An 18,578-nucleotide genomic window follows, 5' to 3' on the forward strand; every position below is an offset into this window, starting at 1 on the left:
TTATCGGAAAAATCCGGCTCCCGCTATTTGCGTTTTTTTCCGCCGCTTTCGAAAACCTCCGCGCCGATGGACTCCGCCTCGGAGGGCTTCGCCGAAAGCACGCGGTACAGACACCATGCAAACAAAACGGTAATCGAAAGCGTCGAAACGCCGAAAGTTATCCAGCCGCCGAAAGTCATTTTCCGTCTTCCTTTCCGAAGTTTTTATACCGCCGCGACGCCGAGAAAATCAGCGCGAAGAACAGGTAGAGCGCGGCGATTATCGCGATGCAAATGCAGGCTGTCGAGTTCGGCGGGGTATCCGCCGTGCCGATAAGGTCGGTAATGTAGGGCGAGAGATTTCCGCCGCCGACCACGCCGAAAACGTCCTTTGCCACCCACAGCGCAAACACCGCAAGCAGCAGCGCGGGCGTGATGTATTTCAGAACGAAGCCGTAGAACGGCGGCAGTTTCAAAAGCGAGCCCTCGTTTGCGAGCGCGACGCCCCTCTTCACGCCGAATATCCACGCGAACGCGATTGTCTGAACCATCGCGAAAATGTAGATTGTGACCTGCCCAATCCAAAAGTCGAAAGTGTCCATCGCCTTCAAATCCTTCGAGAAATAGACAACAAAGCCCGTGATGAAAAACGTCAGAAGCCCCAGCAACAGCGTCGAGAATTTGCGCCCCAGCCGCGTCGCCTCCTCGATGAACGCAACCCCCGGCTGGAGCATGGAAAGCGAGCTTGTGACCGCCGCCAAAAACAGCAGGAAGAAAAACAGGAAGCCGAAAAAGTTGCCGAACGGCAGCGACACGAAAAACAGCGGAAGCACCTTGAAGCCCAAATCGAAAAGCGACAGCCCCGCGCCTATCGCGCCAGACACGCCGAAAAACGCCACCGCCGCAGGCACGGTTATCATTCCTCCGAGGCAGATTTCGCAGAACTCGTTTGCGCTGCACGAAGTCAAGGCGCTGAGAACTATGTCGTCCTTGCGTTTGAGGTAGCTCGCGTAGGTCATAATCGCGCCGAAGCCCACGGTCAGGCTGAAAAACACCTGCCCCGCCGCGGCAATCCATATCGACGGATTCGAAAGCTGCCTGAAAACCGAAATGCGCGTAATGCGCTCTTTCGGCGCGGCGGCGGAAGCGGAGTCCGCCGACTTTAAACGCGCGGTTTCCGCGTCTATTTCGCGGTCGCCCACAAGCTGGCGAACCTCGACCCACTTGCCGCCGTCCTCTCGTTCAAGCACGACTTTCACGGGGTTCCACATAAAGCCCATGCCCTGATTTATCGAGCGTTCGGGATGGTCGGGCGAAACGTCGGAAAGGGTCATCATTCGCACGACGATAATTATCCCCAAGACAATCAGCGTTGGCATTGCGTATTTGCAGAACAGCTCGATTCCGCGCGACACTCCCCTGTAAATCAGCCAGAAATTCAGGCAGAACGAAACCGCCAAAAACACGAGAACCTTGTCCGCCCCGAACGCCAGCGCGCCGCCGTTTTCCGCCGCGCCGATGAAGTTCGAGAAAAATCCGCCCGACTCCGCCAGCGTTTTGAACGACAAATTCCCGCCCAAAAAATTCGAGGCATAGCCCAAGCACCATGCCTCGATGTAAATATAATAGCAATAGATAAGAATTGTCATAATGGGGCTGCCCAGCCCGACATACGCCAGCGCGCGCTTTTTGGAAAACGCGCCCATGATCCCCGCGGGCGAATTGAAGCCGCGCGCGCCGCCGTACCTGCCGATGGTCCATTCCGTAATGGAAATCGGAAGCCCGACGAGAAAGAACGAAACGACGTACGCAATCATGAACGCCGCGCCGCCGTACATGGCGACCTGACCGGGGAATTTCAGAAAATTGCCCAGCCCCACCGCGCTTCCCGCGACGGCCAAAATCACGCCGAGGCGCGAGCTCCAATTTTCGCCCTTCATTCGGAAGCCCCCGTAAGTTTGCCGTCGACGAGCCGCACAATGCGGTCGGCGATGTCGAGAATGCGGTTGTCGTGGGTGACCAGCACAACGGTTACCCCCAAATCCTTCGCCATTTTCCTTATGATTTCAACGACCTCGCGCCCGCTCTTTTGATCGAGCGACGCCGTAGGCTCGTCCGCCAGAACAATCGCGGGTTTGCGGATAAGCGCGCGGGCGATTGCCACCCTCTGCCGCTGTCCGCCCGAAAGATGCGCGGGCTTTTTGTGCGCCTGCGAGTCTATGCCGACGGTTTTGAGCGTTTCGAGGGCGCGGGCTTTCGCGGTTTCCGAATCGACGGTGTCGTCGAAAGCGAGGGGAAGCTCCACATTTTGCAAAACGCTTATCGAATTGAGCAGGTGGTGGGTCTGGAAGATAAAGCCCAAGTCGCGCCTGATTTTCATGAGCGCCGACGCCGATGCACCGTGAAGGTTGTGCGAGCCCACCGTGATTTCGCCCTCCTGCAATGTCAGCTGCGCTCCAATGAGTTTAAGCAGCGTCGATTTTCCAGAGCCCGACGGACCCATGATTATCACGATTTCGCCCGAATAGAAATCGACGTCGATGCCGTGCAAGACCTCCTTTATTCCGTCGCCTTCCCTGTACGAATGGCGGAGGTTTCGCACGCTGATAATCGGGCGTTTGTCGTTTACCGTCGCAGTCATATAAATTGTTCCGATAAAATACCACTCGCCCGCAAATTGCGAGACATTTTTAACAAAACAAAACTCCGCAAGCGCGCCCCAAGCCATGCCCTACCCCGCGCCGCCCCCCGAAAGTTCCGCGCGTGCTCCGCCGCGAGCCTTCCGAAGCGCAAGTTTTACGCGACGCCAGCCCCCCCAGACGGAGTCTCCGTCTCCCCACCAAAAGTCCGCCCGCGACTATCCCGACGCCTCGAAGCCGCCGCAAAAAGCGCGCTTCCCGCGCGCGCAAAAAAATGCGCCCCCTTTCGGAAGGCGCATTTCGGAAATTTGAAAAGCCGATTCTATTTGAATTTCACGACGTCCACGCGGCGGTCGTGCTTTGCTTCGGGCGAGTCTTTCGCAACGTCGATTGCAGCGCCCGCTTCGCCGCGCGCGATGATTTCGATGCGAGAAACGTCGAGACCGAGGCTTGCCGCGTAGTCTTGAACCGCCTTACAACGCTTGTCGGAAAGGAGCATGTTGTATTCTTCCGTGCCGTACCAGTCGGTATGGCCTACGAGAACTACCTTGAAGTCGGGATTCGACGCGTAGAAGTCAACCGCGCGTTTTACCTTGCCGCGTTCGCCGGCCGCAACCGCGTATTGGTCGAAGCCGAAGTAGATTGTTTCGACGATGTCTTCGGGCTTGATATTGTCGGGGTCGAACGCGCCGAGTTCGTTGATTCCGCGCGAGGCGAGACCAGCGTCGGACAGGTTGGCGTCGCCGGGGAGATCGCCGGGGTTGAGTTCGTTGGACGAGCTTGACGCGCGGGTGTCGAGCGGCGATGGGCCGTCCATGGAATCGCAAGCTGCGAGGAAGAACATTGAGAACGCTACTGCGGCGAGTGTAAATGCTTTTTTCATAATTTATTTATTATCGGATTATTTTTTCTTGAAAAAATCTATATATTGCAAGTCTCCATGCATTTTTTATTTTTTGCAAGTTTTTTCTACGCCGTTCAGCAACATTTTCGGGCGCGGCGAAAAAAAACCTATCGGCGGACGTTCGGAGAAAGAATCCGCTTGTGGTGCGGAAGAAGCACTATGCCGCCCCTGCGCTCGATTTCGCGCTCGGTCGCCGCCTGAGCCTCCAAGGCGGCGGCGTTGAGGCGTTCAAGCTCCGCCTGCCGCAGTTTCAGAGCCTCGATTTCCGACTCGCGGCTTTTCAGAAGCTTGCGCATGTTTTCGAGCCTGTCGAGCGATTCCGAGCGCGTGGAATTTTGCGCGCGCAGCCGCTCCAAGTCGGACTTGGTTTGGGCGACGGTTTTGTCGAGAATGTCGCGCTGTTTCAGAAGTTCGGCGTACGCCTTTTCGGCGGAAAGGCGGGCGTCCGCCTCGCGCTCCAGCTGGGCGTTGAGTTTGGAGACAATCTCCTTTTGCGTAAGCGAACTTGTGCGCTTTGCGCGTTCGAGCATTTCGCGCGCCTCCCGCGCCTTGCGGATATTGTCGGCGGCTGCCTCCTGCGCCAGACGCGTTTTGCGCTCGGCTTCGTCCGCCTTGCGCTCTACGGTCATCGCGCGGGTCTGCGCCGTTTTAGTCTCCTCCTCCAATATTTGCGACTGCGCGCGCTCCTGACCGTATTTCAGAAAAAATACGATTGCCGTAAAGGCGAGCAGGCACAGCGCAAAAATTAAACTCCCGTGTATATCTTTCATGCGCGTTGAATAATGCAAAACCGCCCCGCCTTTGCAACGTTAAAAAATTCCACAATTTAGTTGCTCAAAAATTTCGCATACGCAATAATGGTGGCATGTCTATATATAAATACTATCTGCTATCAATAGCGGCGTTTGCGGGCATGCAGGCGTTTGCTCAACCTTTCAAGGCGGAGGAATACAGCCCCGCGACCGACCCCGCCGTAAAAAAGGCGGCGCGTCCCGAATTCGGGAAATGGAAAGCCGCATACATGTGGTATCCGGGGCAGTACGCGTCGTTCTGCCACCGCAGACTCGCGGAAAAATCGGTGGAACGCTGCGCATACGTAAACGACGGCGGAACATACTACACTCCGCAGGAATCGACGCTTTTCAGGCGCGAAGTCTACCTGCCGAAAGACGCCAAGATGAAATGGCGGGCGTCGCACTTGGCGTACATCGACGTCGACGGCAAGCGCGTTGCGGGAATGCGCGCGGGCGAAATCACAATACCCGCGGGGAAGCGCGAAATCAGGGTGAAGGTGGTTTCGAAAACCCGCCTGCCCTGCCTTATAATAGAGGGCGAGGGGCTGTCCACGCCCGAAGGCTGGGCGGCGAGCCTCGACGGCAAGAGCTGGGTGCCCGCGGAATCGTCGCCGCTCTTCGACGAGCCGCAGACTACGCCCGACTACCTCGCCTACGACATCTACGAAATTCCGCCGCACAAATACCCCGTCGCCGAAAACTGCAAAGCCTCCGCCGACGGAATCGAGATGGGCAAAAACTCGAAGCTCGTGATAGACTTCAAGCACGACGAACTCGGCGGCGTCGTCTTACGCGCAGAGGGAAGCGGAACGCTCAGATTTTCCGTCGGCGAAAGCCTGCCCGAAGCCCTCAACGACGACGAAGTGCGCTTCGAGCAAAAGCCGCTTCCGTCGTTTGCGCTAGCGGACGGATTGAACGACATCGAGCTTCCCGAAAGGGCGTTGCGCTTTCTGCGCATTGAGTCGGACGGCGGCGCGAAAATCTCCGTCCCAGTGTTCCGCGCAAAACTTTTCCCGATGAAAAGAATCGGAAAATTCAGGTGCAGCGACGAAATGTTCAACCGCATTTTCGAGGCGGGAGCCGCCACAATCCACACCTCCACGCACGACTTCTACCTCGACGGAATCAAGCGCGACTTCCTGCCGTGGCCGCTCGACGCCGTAGAGGCGGGCCTTGCCGCCGACCTGCTCTTCGACGCCCGCGCGGTCTCGCGCAATTCCTACGCGCTCTCGCTGCTTTCCGACAAGCCGTCGCTCTACAACACGGGTATTCTCGACTACCCCCTGCACGCGCTCGTGGGCTTCGAACACGACTTCGCAAGATACGGCGAAATCGAGACGTCGCTCCAATACAAAGACAGAATCCTGCAAATGCTCGCCCTCTACGAAAGCGCGCTCGACAAAAACGGGTTCCTGCCCTACCGCCATTCCAAGTGGCCCGCGTTCCTCCCAGGCTGGGCGAAAAGACACCCATTCCCCTACTGGAGCGGAACGCCCGCCTATGTGCAAATGATGCTCTACATAAACTGGAAGAACGCCGCGAAATTCTCGGAACGCTGGGGCGATACCGCCGCCGCGCTAAAATACGCAAACATGGCGGAATCATTGCGCGGGAAAATCCTCGAACATTTTTGGGACGGCGAGCGGCGGGCGTTCATAAACGGCTACGACAAAAACGGGAAGCCCGACACTGAAATATCGCAATACGCGCAGTACTGGGCGGTACTCGCCGGGATATTCCCGAAAGAGTCGCTCGACAACCTCTTCGAAAAAGTCATGCCCGCAGTCAAGGACTACCGCGAAGACGTAAGCATCGAAAAGCCCTACGAAATGCTCGCATACGCAAAGGCGGGGCATGTCCGCGAGGCTTTCGACTACGTCAAAGACATCTGGGGCGGCTGGCTCGACGACGGCTTCACGCGCTTCCCCGAAAACTTCACCCCCAAGGGGACGCCCGCGCAAAAGCTCGAATTCTACCGCAGACCGTTCGGGCTTAGCCTCTGCCACGCGTCGCTCGGCGCGCCGCCCGTCATCGTCGCATTCCGCGGAATTTGCGGCTTCTGGGAAACCGAAAATCCGAACGAATACCTGCTCAAACCCGACCTCGTAGGGCTTGACTGGGCGGAGGGCGAAATTCCCGTCAGGAACGGCTCGATAAAATTCCGCTTCGAAAAAAGCGGGAAGTTCGAAGTGTCGCCGCCCAAGGGCGCGAACGTCGTCTTGAAGTTTGCGGGCAAAACGCGCCGCATTGCGGGCAAATAGCCCAAGCGCAAACACGGATACGCAAAACGCCCCGCGAAAAACGGGGCGTTTTTGTTTTGCGGGAAAGCCGAATTTTGCGCTACGCGTCAACAACAACGCAGGAGTCGCCGAGCATGGACTTCACGAAATTTTTAAGCTCCGAAATCCGCGCGTCGGTCAGGTTGTTTACTATCGCAAAACACGCGCTGCCGGAGCCGCTCATCATGGCGGGTACCGCGAATTTTTCGCGCACGCCCTCCACTGCGAGTTCGAGCGCGGGATATTTCTTGAACGCCTCAATCTGCATGTTGTTTACGAGCGGCAGACCCGAAATGCTCGGGTTTTCGAGCCATACGGAAAGCATCGATTCCGCCTCGTCGGCGTCGATGTAGTCGGAGGGGTTCGCCCTCATCTGCGAGTACGCCCAGCCCGTGTTTATGGAAAACGCGGGTTTGAAAATCACGAGTTTCAGGCGCGAAATGTAGTCTTGCGCGTCGCCGAAAAGCGGGTAGACAAGCTCGCCGCGCCCGCGCATGACGACGGGCGTTCCCGTGAGGAACAGCGGGCAGTCGCTGCCCATTTCCGCCGCAAGGGCTTCGAGCCTTTTCATCGGAAGCGGATTTCCGCAAAGCCCGTTTACCGCAAGCAGAGCTGCCGCGCCGTTGGAGCTTCCGCCGCCAAGCCCCGCGCCGTGCGGAACTTTTTTGTCGAGCTTGAATTTGAAGAAAACGTCCCTCCCGCTCTCCCTGCGGAACAGCGCCGCCGCCTTTACAACGAGGTTCGACTCGTCGAGCGGCACGCCCTCCATGTCGCATTCGATTTCGTCGCGCGACGCGCCGTCGAGAATTTCGGCTTCGAGCCAGTCGCCGAATTTGACGGGGGCTACAATGCTCACCAGATTGTGGAAGCCGTCGGGGCGCGCGCCCGTTATCGCAAGCATCAGGTTCACCTTGCAGGGGGAAAACTTTTTTACTTTCATATTTAAATATTTGAAAAATTTTACGGATTGTTGCATAAACGCGCCAATATGTCAAAACACGATTGCAAATTGATGCTCGCCCTCGACCTCCCCGACAAAAACGCGGCTCTCGACATGCTCGGAAAACTGCGCGGAAATCTGGAATGGGTAAAAATCGGGCTGCAAATGTATCTCGCCTACGGGCGCGGTTTCGTAAACGAAGTCGCCTCGATGGGCTTCAAGGTTTTTCTCGACCTCAAACTGTACGACATTCCCAACACCGTGGCGTCGGCGGTCAAGAGCCTCAAAGGCCTGCCCGTTTCGATGCTCACAATACACACGTCTGGCGGACGCGAAATGATGTCGGCGGCGGTCGCCGCGGCAAAGGAGACAAACCCCGACATGCTGCTGCTGGGCGTCACAGTGCTCACATCGTTCGACGCCGACGGGCTCGCCGAAACGGGAGTCGCAAAAGCCCCCGCCGAACAGGTGGAGCTGCTCGCAAAGCTCGCGGTAGATTCGGGCATGCGCGGCTTGGTGTGCTCGCCGCTCGAAATCGAACGCCTCAGAAAAATCATACCGCAGGAGGTCAAACTCATAACCCCGGGGATACGCCCCGCGGGAAGCTCGACAGACGAGCAGAAGCGCGTGATGACGCCGTCGCTCGCGGCTGAGGCGGGCTCCGATTTCATAGTCGTCGGACGCCCCATTCTCAAAGCCGAAAACCCCGCCGCCGCCGCGCGCGCGATAATCGACGAGCTGAAATGAAAGCCGCAAAAAAAAGCGCAAAGAGCGGAAACGCCGCGGTGATTCTCGCGGGCGGAAGCGGCTCGCGCATGCGCGGAACGGTAGCCGACAAGGTGCTCGAACCTCTCGGCGGAATGCCCGTAATTCTGCACTCGTTCAAGGCGTTTCTCGAAAGCGGGCAGGTGTCGGAGGCGGTTTTCGTCTGCCGCGACGCCGCGCAGAAACGCGCAATTTCCGCCGCGCTCAAAAAGTTCTTTCCCGACTTCAAAAAGGCGGTGTCGGTCAAATTCGCGCAGGGAGGCGCGGAGCGTCAGGACAGCGTACTAAACGGGCTTGCCGAAATTTCCGACAAATCCGCGCTCGCGTTTATCCACGACGGCGCGCGCCCGCTTGTCGGCGCGGAAAACATCGTGCTTCTCGCCGCAGCCGCAATGCGCGACGGCGCGGCGGTTCTCGCCTCGCGCGTGGTCGATACAATCAAGCGCGTGCCGCCCGACGGCTCGACCGAAAAAATCAAGCCCGCCGACCTCGACCGCTCGCGCCTTTGGGCAATGCAGACCCCGCAGGTTTTCCGCGCAGGCGCAATCGAAAACGCCTACAAAAAAGTAAAGCGCGGGAAAATCAAAATCACAGACGACGTCGCCGCATACGTGCTCGACGGCTCGAAGATTTCGATTGTCGAAAACCCCAACCCCAACCCGAAAATCACAGTACCGCAGGACATCGCATACGTCGAATTTTTGAAATCGAGGATACAGTAAATGGAATGCAATTTTAGAATAGGACACGGCTACGACGTGCACAGGCTCGTCGAGGGCAGAAAATGCATCATTGGCGGAGTGGAGATTCCGTCGAAGCTCGGACTGCTCGGACACTCCGACGCCGACGTGCTAACGCACGCGCTTGCCGACTCCATTTTGGGCGCGCTCGCCCTGCCCGACATCGGCTTCTACTTCCCGCCGTCCGACCCGAACTGCGAGGGAATAGACTCGCAGGAAATCCTCAAAAAGGCGGTTGCGGAGGCAGACAGGCTCGGCTACAAAGTGGCGAATGTGGACTGCTCAATCATCGCCGAAACGCCGAAAATTCTGCCGCATGTCGCCGCAATGAAAAAGGTCTTGGCGAAGTCGCTGGGCGTTTCCGAAAACGACGTCGGCGTAAAGGCCACCACGAACGAAAAAATGGGCTGGGAGGGCGAGAAGCAGGGAATCGGCGTGCACGCGGTTTCGCTTCTTTGCAAAAAATAGCCCGAAAAAAAATTCGGCAAAATTATAACGGCGTCGGAAAATTTATTCCGACGCCTTTTTTTTGCAAAACCCTCCGAAAACTTTAACGGACGCGCGAAACGGCAAATCGCGGGCGGCACGCGAGGGGTATCCGAAAAACGCCCGCAAAAAGATTCCGCGGGCGCGGCGTTTTAAAACATCGCGCGGATTTTCGACAAGGCCGCGCCGCACAGGCGGTAGCCCTCGTCGTAGAGGTCGGCAAGTTTTTTCGGGTCGCGTTCAAGGCGTCCCACTTGGAGCGGACGCGCTGGACGCAGGGCGACTATCCGCCCCTCGCGCTCCAATTTGTCGGCATACGCGAGAGACTCGTTGTAGGCTTCGTGGGCGCGTTTGAGCGCGTCAATCAGGCGCGGATAACGCTTGTAGAGGATTTTCGCGATAGACAAATACATGGGAGGCTTGCGGAAGCCCCTGTTGCGCGTGAGCACAAGCAGGATTTTCCCCGCGCCGGTTTCAAGCGCATGCCTTACGGGAATGGCGTCGGAAATTCCGCCGTCGAGATAGGGCACGCCGCGTATGCGCGTAAGCGGGCAGACGTAGGGCAGACTGCACGACGCCCTGCACGCGGCAAGAGTTGCCGCAAAAGTCTTGGGCTTTTCCAGATAGTCGGGCTTGCCCGTCCTGCAATTCGTGGCGACAAGCTCGAAGTCGCCCGACTTCAAATAGGCGTCGAAATCGTAGGGGTAGACGCGGCGCGGAAGCTCGCCGAAAAGGTAGTCGTAGTCCATTATGCACCTGTTGGTGAACAGGTATTTCAGACCTATGTATTTGCGGTTTGCGAGCGCGTCTATGTTGCAAAAGCGCGCGCGTCCGCGCTGGCGCGACGCGTACGAAAGCCCGTTGGAGCTTCCCGCCGACACGCCGATAACGCGCGGAAAATATATTTTTTCGTCGAGCAAGCAGTCGAGCACTCCCGCGGTGAAAACCCCGCGCATGCCGCCGCCTTCGAGAACAAGAGTCTGTTTCATATTGCGCATGCCCAAAAGGCGGAACGCCGCGGCAACCCTACAAAGCCTCGCCGAAAACGGGGGTTTCGGTGATTCTGTCGCCGCCGGTTTCGGTGTTCGTGGAGGTTGCGTTTTTCGAGTTCACAAGGGTGTCGATTTCGCGCATGATTTTGTCGCGGTTTTTCGTGAAAATGAACTTGTCGCTCGAAAGGTTTTTGCGCGCCTCCAAGACAAGCTCGCGGGGGGGGCGGCGCATCGCAAGCAGGCGCACGATGTGCTTGTCGAGGTTAGTCGAGTTGCCCTGATTTATTTCGAACTGGATAAGCCGCGTGAGCGCAAGCTGGTGCTTTGGATATTTTTCCACCGCCGTCTCCAACAGCTTTTGCGCAAACGCCATCGCGCCGAGCTTGTCCATGCGCCGCGCCGTCGCCACGAGCACGCGCGGGGTCGCCGTTCCCCTGTTGAGAACGTCCTTCATGATGATTTCGGACATGTTGGCGTTGCCCGTGGCGTAGTAGGAAATCGCGCGGAGGCAGCCAAGAACGTCCTCGTAGCGTCTCGCCCAGACGGGTTTTTCCTTCAAAATCTCCTCGGAGAAATCGACCGCGCCCTTGTAGTCGCCGTCGGTAATCATGGTTTCGAGAAGCAGCAGGCAGAACGCGCCAATCGGAAAATTGTTAACAATTGCCCCGTCGTAGATTTTGCGCATTAGGGCGATGTTTCCGTTGTCGGCGGCGTAGTTGCCCAAGACGAGCATTGCGTTGTAGTCGCCCGCATACTGTTTCAAAAGGGATTCCTCGGCTTTTTTGACCGCCTCGGCGTCGCCCGTTTTCGCCTGCAAATTCAGGTATTCCATGCGCTGTTCGACCGAAAACGGATTCTCGATTGAGCGCAGCATCGAATACTGGCGCGCCTTTTCCAAGTCGCCCATCGTCTTGTAGTAGTTTACCAAAATGGCGTAAAGCGGCTCTTTATTTTTGGCGTAGTTGAAATTCTGCGCAATTATGTTGATTGCCTCTTCGCGGTTGCCCTGCTCCCACTCGTTTTTCGAAAGGCGCAAAATTCCGGGGAGGGTTTTGTCGAGCTTGTACTTCACCAAATACTCCTTCGACTTTTCGAAATTGCCGTGCAGCGAATACACCGACGAAACCGACATCGCAAGGTACGCGATGACGTCGTTGTTCGTGAGCGTCCCCGAAGTCAGAAGCTTCTCGGCGACGTCGAGCAGACGCCTGTCCTCTGTCTGGTCGATGAGCGTGCGCATGTAGAGCCGCATGAACTGCGTGTCGTTCTTCGCGTAGACGAGCGAACGCTCCATGACTTTTATGGCCATGTCGGGACGCTTGAACATGGGCGAAATGTAGAATTCGGCAAGAAGCATTGCCCCGCGCACGTTTTTAGGCGAACGCCCCGTTCCGAAAGCGAGATTCTTGTAGGCGTCGCGCCACTTCGCCTCTTTTATGCACTGCTCCGCCTGCGCGATGTTGTAGTCGCCGATTGCAACGCGGAGCGCGGAGCGGTCAAAGGGATAGGCGAGCGCCTTGCCGACGGTCATTTCGTCGTACTTGATTGCGATTCTGAAATAGAAATACACAAACGCCGTAAGGAGCATGTACAGCGCGACGGCGAGCACGCCCAGCACCGTGAAGAGCCTCGACCAAACTACCTGAACAACCCACACTCCGTTCGGTTTGCGGATTCTGCACAGCATTCCGAAGAACAGTGGATAATAATTGCCTACGCCGTATTTTTCGCTTTTCTTGTTGTCCATGATTGAAAAATTGTCTCTTATTAAAAAAAGTTTTGACGATTTCCGATAAAATCCGAAATACGGAAAATGTAAAGCCCGAAAGTTTCCGCCTCCCCGCGCGAACGCCCGTTAAAAAATACGGGGGATTTAATGCTTGACAAGTTTGAAAAAATTTCAGAGATTTCTGCTAAATTGTAAAAAACAAACACGCAATCGTGCGATTGCCCCAAAATTTAAAATCAACCAAATATCTAATAATGAAAAAAATATTATCATCGTCTATCCTGCTCGCTGCCGCGCTTTCGGCAAGCGCCGCGCCTCTCGTCACGGTCGGAGACCAGCTCGACCTTTTCTTCAAGGGTGCCGTAATCGGCAAGTGGAACAGCAACATCACAACAACAAGCAACAAGGCGAAAAAGTACGACGACTATTCGGCGACAATCCGCCTCGGCGCGGAAGCGGACTATGGCCGCAACAGCAAGTTCAAGGCGAACATCAAGTTCTTCGAAGACATTATCCGCTATGCCGACAAGAAAGAATTTAACGCGAACCTCGCACACGTAGCGGCGAACGCCTCCTACACGGAATCGGTATTCTCGCTCAAAGCCAACTTCTCGTTCGACCAGACCTACCAGAACACGTCGCAAACACTCGCGGCGGCGCAGGCGGGCGAACTCGTCCGCTCCAACGACTGGAAAGCGGGTCTGCTCGGCTCGTACGACTTTTCCGAAAAGCTCTTTGGCGAACTCGGCGGCAACTGGTTGTACAAAGAATATCTCGGAAGATGGAGCAATCAATACTCCGACTACGATATGTACAGCGTTCCGCTCAGCGTGCTTTACAGAATAACCCCCAAGATTGCCCTCGGTCTCTCGTACCAGTACCGCTACACCACGTTTGAAGGCGGCAATCCGACGAACAAAATTCTCTACGGCAACAACCGCGAAGACCACTTCGGCGGCATCACGGTTCGCGGCGACATTCTCCCGAAGCTCAACCTTTCGGCGTACGCCGGCGTTTCCTACCGCAACCAGACAAGCGGTATTCTTGCAGGCGACGACACCACATTCTCGTGCTCGATGACGGCTTCCTACGAACTCACCGAAAAGGTCGGCCTCTTCCTCACGGGGCGTAGAGACTTCGCCAACGGTGCAGCTCGTCAAAGCTCGGTTGACAGCACATGCGAATTCGGCGCGAACTACCTGCTCAACCAGTTCGTCACCTTCACGACAAGCTTTGCCTACACCAACAGCGACTACATCGCAATCGACCGCAACGACGACGAATACGTTGGCCGCGTAGGCGTTTCCTACAAGCCCAACAAGTTCCTCACGCTCGGCGCGAACTACCGCTTCCTCGAAAACTGCTCGAACGTCGCTTCGGCGCGCTACAACCAGCACTTGGTTGACATTTCGGTTGCGGTTAAATACTAATACATTTCATTGTTAGACAGAAAGGCCCGAATCCACGCGGTTCGGGCTTTTTTTGTGCCCTGCTGTCCCCACTCCCGCGCTTAAAGGACACGGAGGACAAAAAGCAAAAGACGGTAAAAGACGGCTTGCGGCGCAGTCAAAACGGACACAAAAAAACTTCGGAGGAAATGCCGAAGCTTTTTGCGTCGCAAATTAAGCCTCGTAGGGCGTGCTCGAAACGGAAAACGGGGAAACGATTTCTATGCGCTGCCTGATGTCGCCGATGTCTTCAATCAGCTCGGCTATGTGGGAAACGCTGTTGCACTCGCGCGAAATGTGGGCAAGATAGATTTTTTCGACAGTGTCGGGGGAAAGCCCGCGCATGATTGAAATTGCGTCCGAGTTCGACAAGTGCCCGTGAGAGCCTTTTATCCTTGCTTTCAGGCGGTACGGGCGCGGGGAATTTTCGAGCATGCGCGGGCAGTAATTGCTTTCGAGAACCAATACTTGCGCGGTTGAGGCCATGTCTTTTGCGAGCATTGTCGGCTTGCCCAAGTCTGTCAGCCAAACGAGGTTTTTGCCGCCAACGCAAAAGCGGTAGCCGACGGAGTCGCTGGTGTCGTGCGGGACGGGAAAGCCGCACACGCCTATCCCCATGAAGTCGAACTCTTTCCCGTCCTCGAATGTAGTCCATTTCAGCGACTTCGCCGCGGAATCGCCGTATCTGATAGATTCCGCGGTAAGTTGGTTCGCAAAAATTCTGGTATTCGGGCTTGAAAAATATTTGACCGCCTTGCAGTGGTCGGAATGCTCGTGCGTGATGAAAACGGCGTCGATGTCGTCGAGCGCCAAGCCGCGCGAGGCAAGGTAGTCTTTAATTTTCCGAATGCCTACGCCCGCGTCCACAAGCGCTCGCACGCCGTCGTGTTCGAAATACGCGCAGTTTCCCGCGCTCGAAGTCTCTAAAATCTGGAAAAACATATCATTTTTTGTTTACGGAATCGACGACCGCCTGCGCCGCCTTTGCCCGCTGCTCGGGCGAAACGCGGTTGATTGGAATGCGCGAAACCTTGTCCACGAAAATTTCGCCGTTGCAGCCCACCTTGATTTCCTGTTCGGGATTCAAATAAGAGTCGCCCATGAAAAGAACCGCCGAGCCGTCGAGAAAAAACGCCTCCGCCGAATAGGTATCGAGGAAAATCATCGCCGACGTGAAGCCGTCGGGGCGCGGGTCGGTCGCTTTGATTGCGTACTTGTTCGTTTCTATGCGCGTGATTTCGTAGGATTCGGAGATTTTGGAGTAGCCAAACTTCGCCACTCCCGCGCGGAGCGAAAACCCGACAAGCTCGCTGGTGTCGAACGTGAACACGACCGCAAAATTGTTGCCGACAGCCTCGGGAAGAGAAAACACGTTCGAGCGGAATTGGAGCTGCGGAATACCCAAAGCGTCCTCGGGTCTGCCGAAATGCCCCACGATTTCCTGCGGGACGGACGCGCGAAGGCGCAAACCGCGCTTTGTGTCGGCAAGGCGCAACTCCCACGGAATCGACGCCGACTGCGAGAACGACTGCCCCACATCGCGCATTAAGTCGCCCGGCTGGTCTACGCGGGCGGTCGCCAGAATGCGCCCCGACGGAACGTTTTGCCAAATCTGCGCGCCGCGGGCGTCGCCGTAAAACAGGCGCGCGGGCTTGGGAAAATCGCTCTTGAAATTGCCGCCGTCGAAGCCTCCGACAAGATAGGAGCCGTCGCCGCCCCAAAGAACGTATTTCCTGGTATCGGAGGCGGAAACGTAAGTTTCGAAAAGCGTCGGCGACGGCATGTCGGCGGCGACCGAACCCGACAGCTTCCAGTTGGACAAATCCCGCGACGTGTAGAATTCAACGACGTTCGAACCGCCCGACGAAACGCATTTTACCACAAGCCAAAGCTTTTGTTTTTCGAGATACGAAAGCGACGGAGAGCCGACCGACTTTCCGCCCAAACCCGAAAGAACCGCAAGCTCCGCGCCCTCCGACGAAACCAGAACGGTAGAGCCGTCCGACTTTTCGACAATCAGAATCACGCCCGAACCCGAATCGAAAAATCCGCTTTTGTTGTTTTTGTCGAAAAATGCCGAACCCGCCACGGGATAGACCGCCGCGCCGTCCGAAAACACGGGGCGCATGACGTCGGGCTTGTAGTCCCAATTCACGAGGTCATCGCTGACGGCGTGGGCAATGAAATACGGCTCGTGAGGAGTCATCGCGTAGGGGTTGAAAAGAAAGTATGCGTGCCAAAGACCGCCGACTTTCACAAGCCCGCAGAAATCGCCCATGTAGCCGAATTTCGGGGTTAGGTGGAAAGTCGGACGCCCTCTGTCCTTCGAGTGGTCAATGTAGCCAAGCTCGTCCACCTGCCGAAAGCTCGGCTCTTTCGTCAAAGTCTGGTACGAAAACGTGATTTCGCCGCCCTTGAATTTCGACACGTCAACGGGCGCGTGCCACTGCGCGTTGCCGTCGGCAAGCAGCACCGAACCCGCAAAAACGGTGTTGCCGTCGGCGTCGGTAATTTTTACTTTGTTGTACCGTTCGCCGCCGTTCATGGGCAGAAGCAGCCAGTTTGCCTCGACCTTAACCTTCGCCTCCGAGACTCCCGTAAACGGTGGCGGGTCGGGATAGTCGGTCTGCGCGAATGCGGCAAATGCGGAAAGGAGAAGCGCAATAAAAAGGGGCAATTTCATACTGTTTTAGAAATCGGAATAATAAAATAGTTCGCGGAACATTCAAAAAACGGCGCGGAAATTTTGCGAGCAAAAACGCAAAAAAAGACGCCGTTTGCGCGGCGTCCAGAGCGAATTTTCAAATGCCGCCGCCCCGATAAAAACGCGCGGTGGGCAAAGCGGGCTGAAGCCGAGCCGCAACCGAATCGGCGGCGCGGAAATCGGGACTGCTACGCTTTCGGGAATTCGGCGTAGACCCTGACTTCGCAAACCACGACTTTCGGCGAGCCGTTCGTCGCAAGGAACTCAGCGCGGAGCGACTTCACCTCGACGGGCGCGAACTCAGCGCGGACAAGCCGCTGGAAGTTGCCCCTGATTTCGCAAAGCCTTCGCTCCGAAGCGTCGGGCAGAACGCCAACGATGTCGAAGTCGCGCACAAGCTCTTTCTGCGCGCCCCTGTACATGTTTTTCAGCAGATACTCGGAATGCGTCTGCGAAAGCTCCGCGTGCCCGCCGTAGAACGCGAACTGCGCCGCCGAAATCTTCACGGGCGAAGCCCACGAAAGCGAAAGCTTCGGCTTCGATGCGGCGTCGGCAACCCAGCGGTTTTCAACGCCGTTGCGGGAGTCTATCGCGACGCCCGAAAGCACGTTTTCGGGGCGGCTTCCGTCGAGCGATTCGCTTGCGGAAACCGACGCGGAACGCGCGATGTCGAGCGGGTCGGAATTTTTCAGTCCGAGAATCGTCTGGTCGTCGCGCAAAAGGGTTTGCTGCAAGTCGGAGAGCATGCCCGCGTCGGCGCGAAGCTGCGCGGGGAGAACGTTTGCGTCGATGCACGCCGCCGCCGCCGTGCCTACCGCCTGCCCAACCGCCGCGCATGTGGACATCACGCGGGTCGAGGTAAACGCGACGTGGCTGCAACTGATGTTGCGCCCCGCCATCATCAAATTTTTCACGTTTTTGGAATAGAGCGAGGACAGCCCGATATTGTAGAACGGCACTTTGCCGAACTGCCTGCACGGACGCCTGTCGGGGGCGTTGAAGCCCTTTGCGGGGTGGTCGTCCATCGACCAGCCGCCGACCGCGACGGCGTCGTCGAAGTTTTTCCAGCCGCCCATGATGTCGTGCTGCGTCATGATACGCTCGCCGACGATTCTGAAAGTGTCGCGCCGCCCCGGGACCATGGCGATTGAATCTATCGCGCGGTTGGCGGCTTCGGGATATTTGCCGCTGTTTTTTAGGTAGTCCCAAACGCCCATTACGATTGAGAGAAGCTCGAAGCGGAGCTTTTCGTTGTCGCCGATTGCGTCGCCGTCGCCGCCAAGCTCAATCCACCAGTAGCCGTAGGCGATCCCGTCCGCCTTTATGCTGCGGAACTTCATCTGCTCTGGCGTGATTTTCTTTGCCCAGACGGGAGGCGTGAACGGCATGGGCTTGTCGTAAAGCTTCGACGTGAACATGATTGTCGAGCCCTGCCGCGTGCCGACGGGGTCGAAGTCCGCGAAAGATTCGCCGAACTTTTTCGAGCCGTCGCGCCCCGACATAACCTCCGCGCCCGCCTCCATCGCGAGACGGCAGTCGCCCGTGGCGTCCACAAAAATCTTGGCGGAAATTTCGTAGTTGCGGCGGGCGGTGTCGCAACGCGCGTAGGCGCGGGTGATTTTGCCGTCGGAGACGTCCGCGCCGCAGAGAGAAGTGTCGAGAAGCAGCGTTATGTTTTTTTCGGACACGCACTTGTCGTAGAGGAGGAAGTCCCACATTTCCCACGCAAGCTGCGGATTGTTTGCGGCGTTTGCAAGTTTAAGCTCTTCGATAATGCCGCCCTCGCGCCAGCCCGTTCGGGGCGAGTTTACGCCGAGCGGGTGCATCTTGATTTCGGAACTCGAATTTCCGCCGAGCCTCGACCTGTCCTGAACAAGCACAACTTTTTTCCCGTGCCTTGCAGCCGACAACGCCGCGCACACGCCCGCAAGACCGCCGCCCGCCACGAGAACGTCGCATTCGACGGCGAGCTTCTCCATGGTTTTGCCGTCGTTTACGAAGCGTCCCCCGAAAGTTTTTTCGGGCTTCCCCAAAATTTTTCCGACTCCCTTTGCCGACGCCGAAGACGGCGCGCTCACAATCAGACTGTACCCCAGCATAGACGCCGCGGCCATGAAATCCCTGCGTTTTATTCCCATTTTTATATACCGATAGAATTTGATGTTGCCGACGCCGCGCGC

The 18,578-nt window shown here is 56.9% G+C and carries 16 protein-coding genes; 5 read left to right on the forward strand and 11 right to left on the reverse strand.

The window, feature by feature from the left end; translation table 11 throughout:
• Positions 1-23: 23 nt before the first annotated feature.
• The 5 genes from P3B99_003995 to P3B99_004015 form a co-directional block, all read right to left on the reverse strand.
• Positions 24-179, reverse strand: coding sequence for a hypothetical protein (locus P3B99_003995; protein WYJ08284.1), 156 nt, complete (start codon positions 177-179; stop codon positions 24-26).
• Positions 176-1,918 (reverse strand): sodium:calcium symporter, encoded by a 1,743-nt coding sequence (locus P3B99_004000; GenBank protein ID WYJ08285.1) that lies wholly within the window; start codon positions 1,916-1,918, stop codon positions 176-178. Before P3B99_004000 ends, P3B99_003995 begins: the two co-directional genes overlap by 4 nt.
• Positions 1,915-2,619, reverse strand: a complete 705-nt coding sequence (locus P3B99_004005; protein ID WYJ08286.1) for an ABC transporter ATP-binding protein — start codon at positions 2,617-2,619, stop codon at positions 1,915-1,917. The genes P3B99_004000 and P3B99_004005 overlap by 4 nt, the downstream gene beginning before the upstream one ends.
• Before the next feature lie 320 nt (positions 2,620-2,939).
• On the reverse strand, positions 2,940-3,500 hold the full coding sequence (locus P3B99_004010; protein ID WYJ08287.1) for an OmpA family protein: 561 nt from the start codon (positions 3,498-3,500) through the stop codon (positions 2,940-2,942).
• Between the two features lie 128 nt (positions 3,501-3,628).
• A complete protein-coding gene (locus tag P3B99_004015; protein ID WYJ08288.1) occupies positions 3,629-4,291 on the reverse strand; it encodes a hypothetical protein in 663 nt (220 codons plus the stop codon).
• A 95-nt stretch (positions 4,292-4,386) separates the two neighbouring features.
• Between P3B99_004015 and P3B99_004020 the strand changes: the two genes are divergently transcribed.
• Positions 4,387-6,576, forward strand: a complete 2,190-nt coding sequence (locus P3B99_004020; GenBank protein WYJ08289.1) for a trehalase family glycosidase — start codon at positions 4,387-4,389, stop codon at positions 6,574-6,576.
• 79 nt (positions 6,577-6,655) lie between these two features.
• Here P3B99_004020 and ispE read toward each other — a convergent pair whose 3' ends face one another.
• Complete coding sequence (gene ispE / locus P3B99_004025) at positions 6,656-7,534, reverse strand: 4-(cytidine 5'-diphospho)-2-C-methyl-D-erythritol kinase (GenBank protein ID WYJ08290.1); 879 nt, start codon at positions 7,532-7,534, stop codon at positions 6,656-6,658.
• Between the two features lie 48 nt (positions 7,535-7,582).
• On the opposite strand from ispE, the gene pyrF reads away from it, so the two are divergent.
• From pyrF to ispF, 3 genes are read left to right on the forward strand one after another with little or no spacing between them, the layout of a single operon-like run.
• The gene (gene pyrF, locus P3B99_004030) at positions 7,583-8,281 is read left to right on the forward strand and encodes an orotidine-5'-phosphate decarboxylase (GenBank protein WYJ08291.1); all 699 of its coding nucleotides are present in this window, start codon (positions 7,583-7,585) and stop codon (positions 8,279-8,281) included.
• Positions 8,278-9,021: an IspD/TarI family cytidylyltransferase gene (locus tag P3B99_004035; GenBank protein WYJ08292.1), complete on the forward strand. Its 744-nt coding sequence runs from the start codon at positions 8,278-8,280 to the stop codon at positions 9,019-9,021. The genes pyrF and P3B99_004035 overlap by 4 nt, the downstream gene beginning before the upstream one ends.
• Positions 9,022-9,507, forward strand: coding sequence for a 2-C-methyl-D-erythritol 2,4-cyclodiphosphate synthase (ispF, locus tag P3B99_004040; protein ID WYJ08293.1), 486 nt, complete (start codon positions 9,022-9,024; stop codon positions 9,505-9,507). It abuts the gene before it with no gap.
• A gap of 170 nt (positions 9,508-9,677) precedes the next feature.
• On the opposite strand, the gene P3B99_004045 is transcribed toward ispF, so the two are convergent.
• Both P3B99_004045 and P3B99_004050 read right to left on the reverse strand, forming a co-directional pair.
• On the reverse strand, positions 9,678-10,523 hold the full coding sequence (locus tag P3B99_004045; protein ID WYJ08294.1) for a patatin family protein: 846 nt from the start codon (positions 10,521-10,523) through the stop codon (positions 9,678-9,680).
• 28 nt (positions 10,524-10,551) lie between these two features.
• Positions 10,552-12,264, reverse strand: a complete 1,713-nt coding sequence (locus P3B99_004050; GenBank protein ID WYJ08295.1) for a hypothetical protein — start codon at positions 12,262-12,264, stop codon at positions 10,552-10,554.
• A 236-nt stretch (positions 12,265-12,500) separates the two neighbouring features.
• On the opposite strand from P3B99_004050, the gene P3B99_004055 reads away from it, so the two are divergent.
• Entirely contained in the window at positions 12,501-13,676 is a 1,176-nt protein-coding gene (locus P3B99_004055) for an outer membrane beta-barrel protein (GenBank protein WYJ08296.1), read from the forward strand.
• 192 nt (positions 13,677-13,868) lie between these two features.
• Here the strand turns inward: P3B99_004055 and P3B99_004060 are convergent, their stop codons facing one another.
• The 3 genes from P3B99_004060 to P3B99_004070 form a co-directional block, all read right to left on the reverse strand.
• Positions 13,869-14,636: an MBL fold metallo-hydrolase gene (locus tag P3B99_004060; GenBank protein WYJ08297.1), complete on the reverse strand. Its 768-nt coding sequence runs from the start codon at positions 14,634-14,636 to the stop codon at positions 13,869-13,871.
• A gap of 1 nt (position 14,637) precedes the next feature.
• Positions 14,638-16,377 (reverse strand): hypothetical protein, encoded by a 1,740-nt coding sequence (locus P3B99_004065; GenBank protein WYJ08298.1) that lies wholly within the window; start codon positions 16,375-16,377, stop codon positions 14,638-14,640.
• A 209-nt stretch (positions 16,378-16,586) separates the two neighbouring features.
• Positions 16,587-18,536 carry an FAD-dependent oxidoreductase gene (locus P3B99_004070; protein ID WYJ08299.1) on the reverse strand — a complete coding sequence of 650 codons (1,950 nt, stop codon included), beginning with the start codon at positions 18,534-18,536 and terminating at the stop codon, positions 16,587-16,589.
• Positions 18,537-18,578: the final 42 nt, after the last annotated feature.

Source organism: Opitutia bacterium KCR 482, from assembly GCA_029269845.2.
Classification (GTDB): Bacteria; Verrucomicrobiota; Verrucomicrobiia; order Opitutales; family Intestinicryptomonadaceae; genus Merdousia.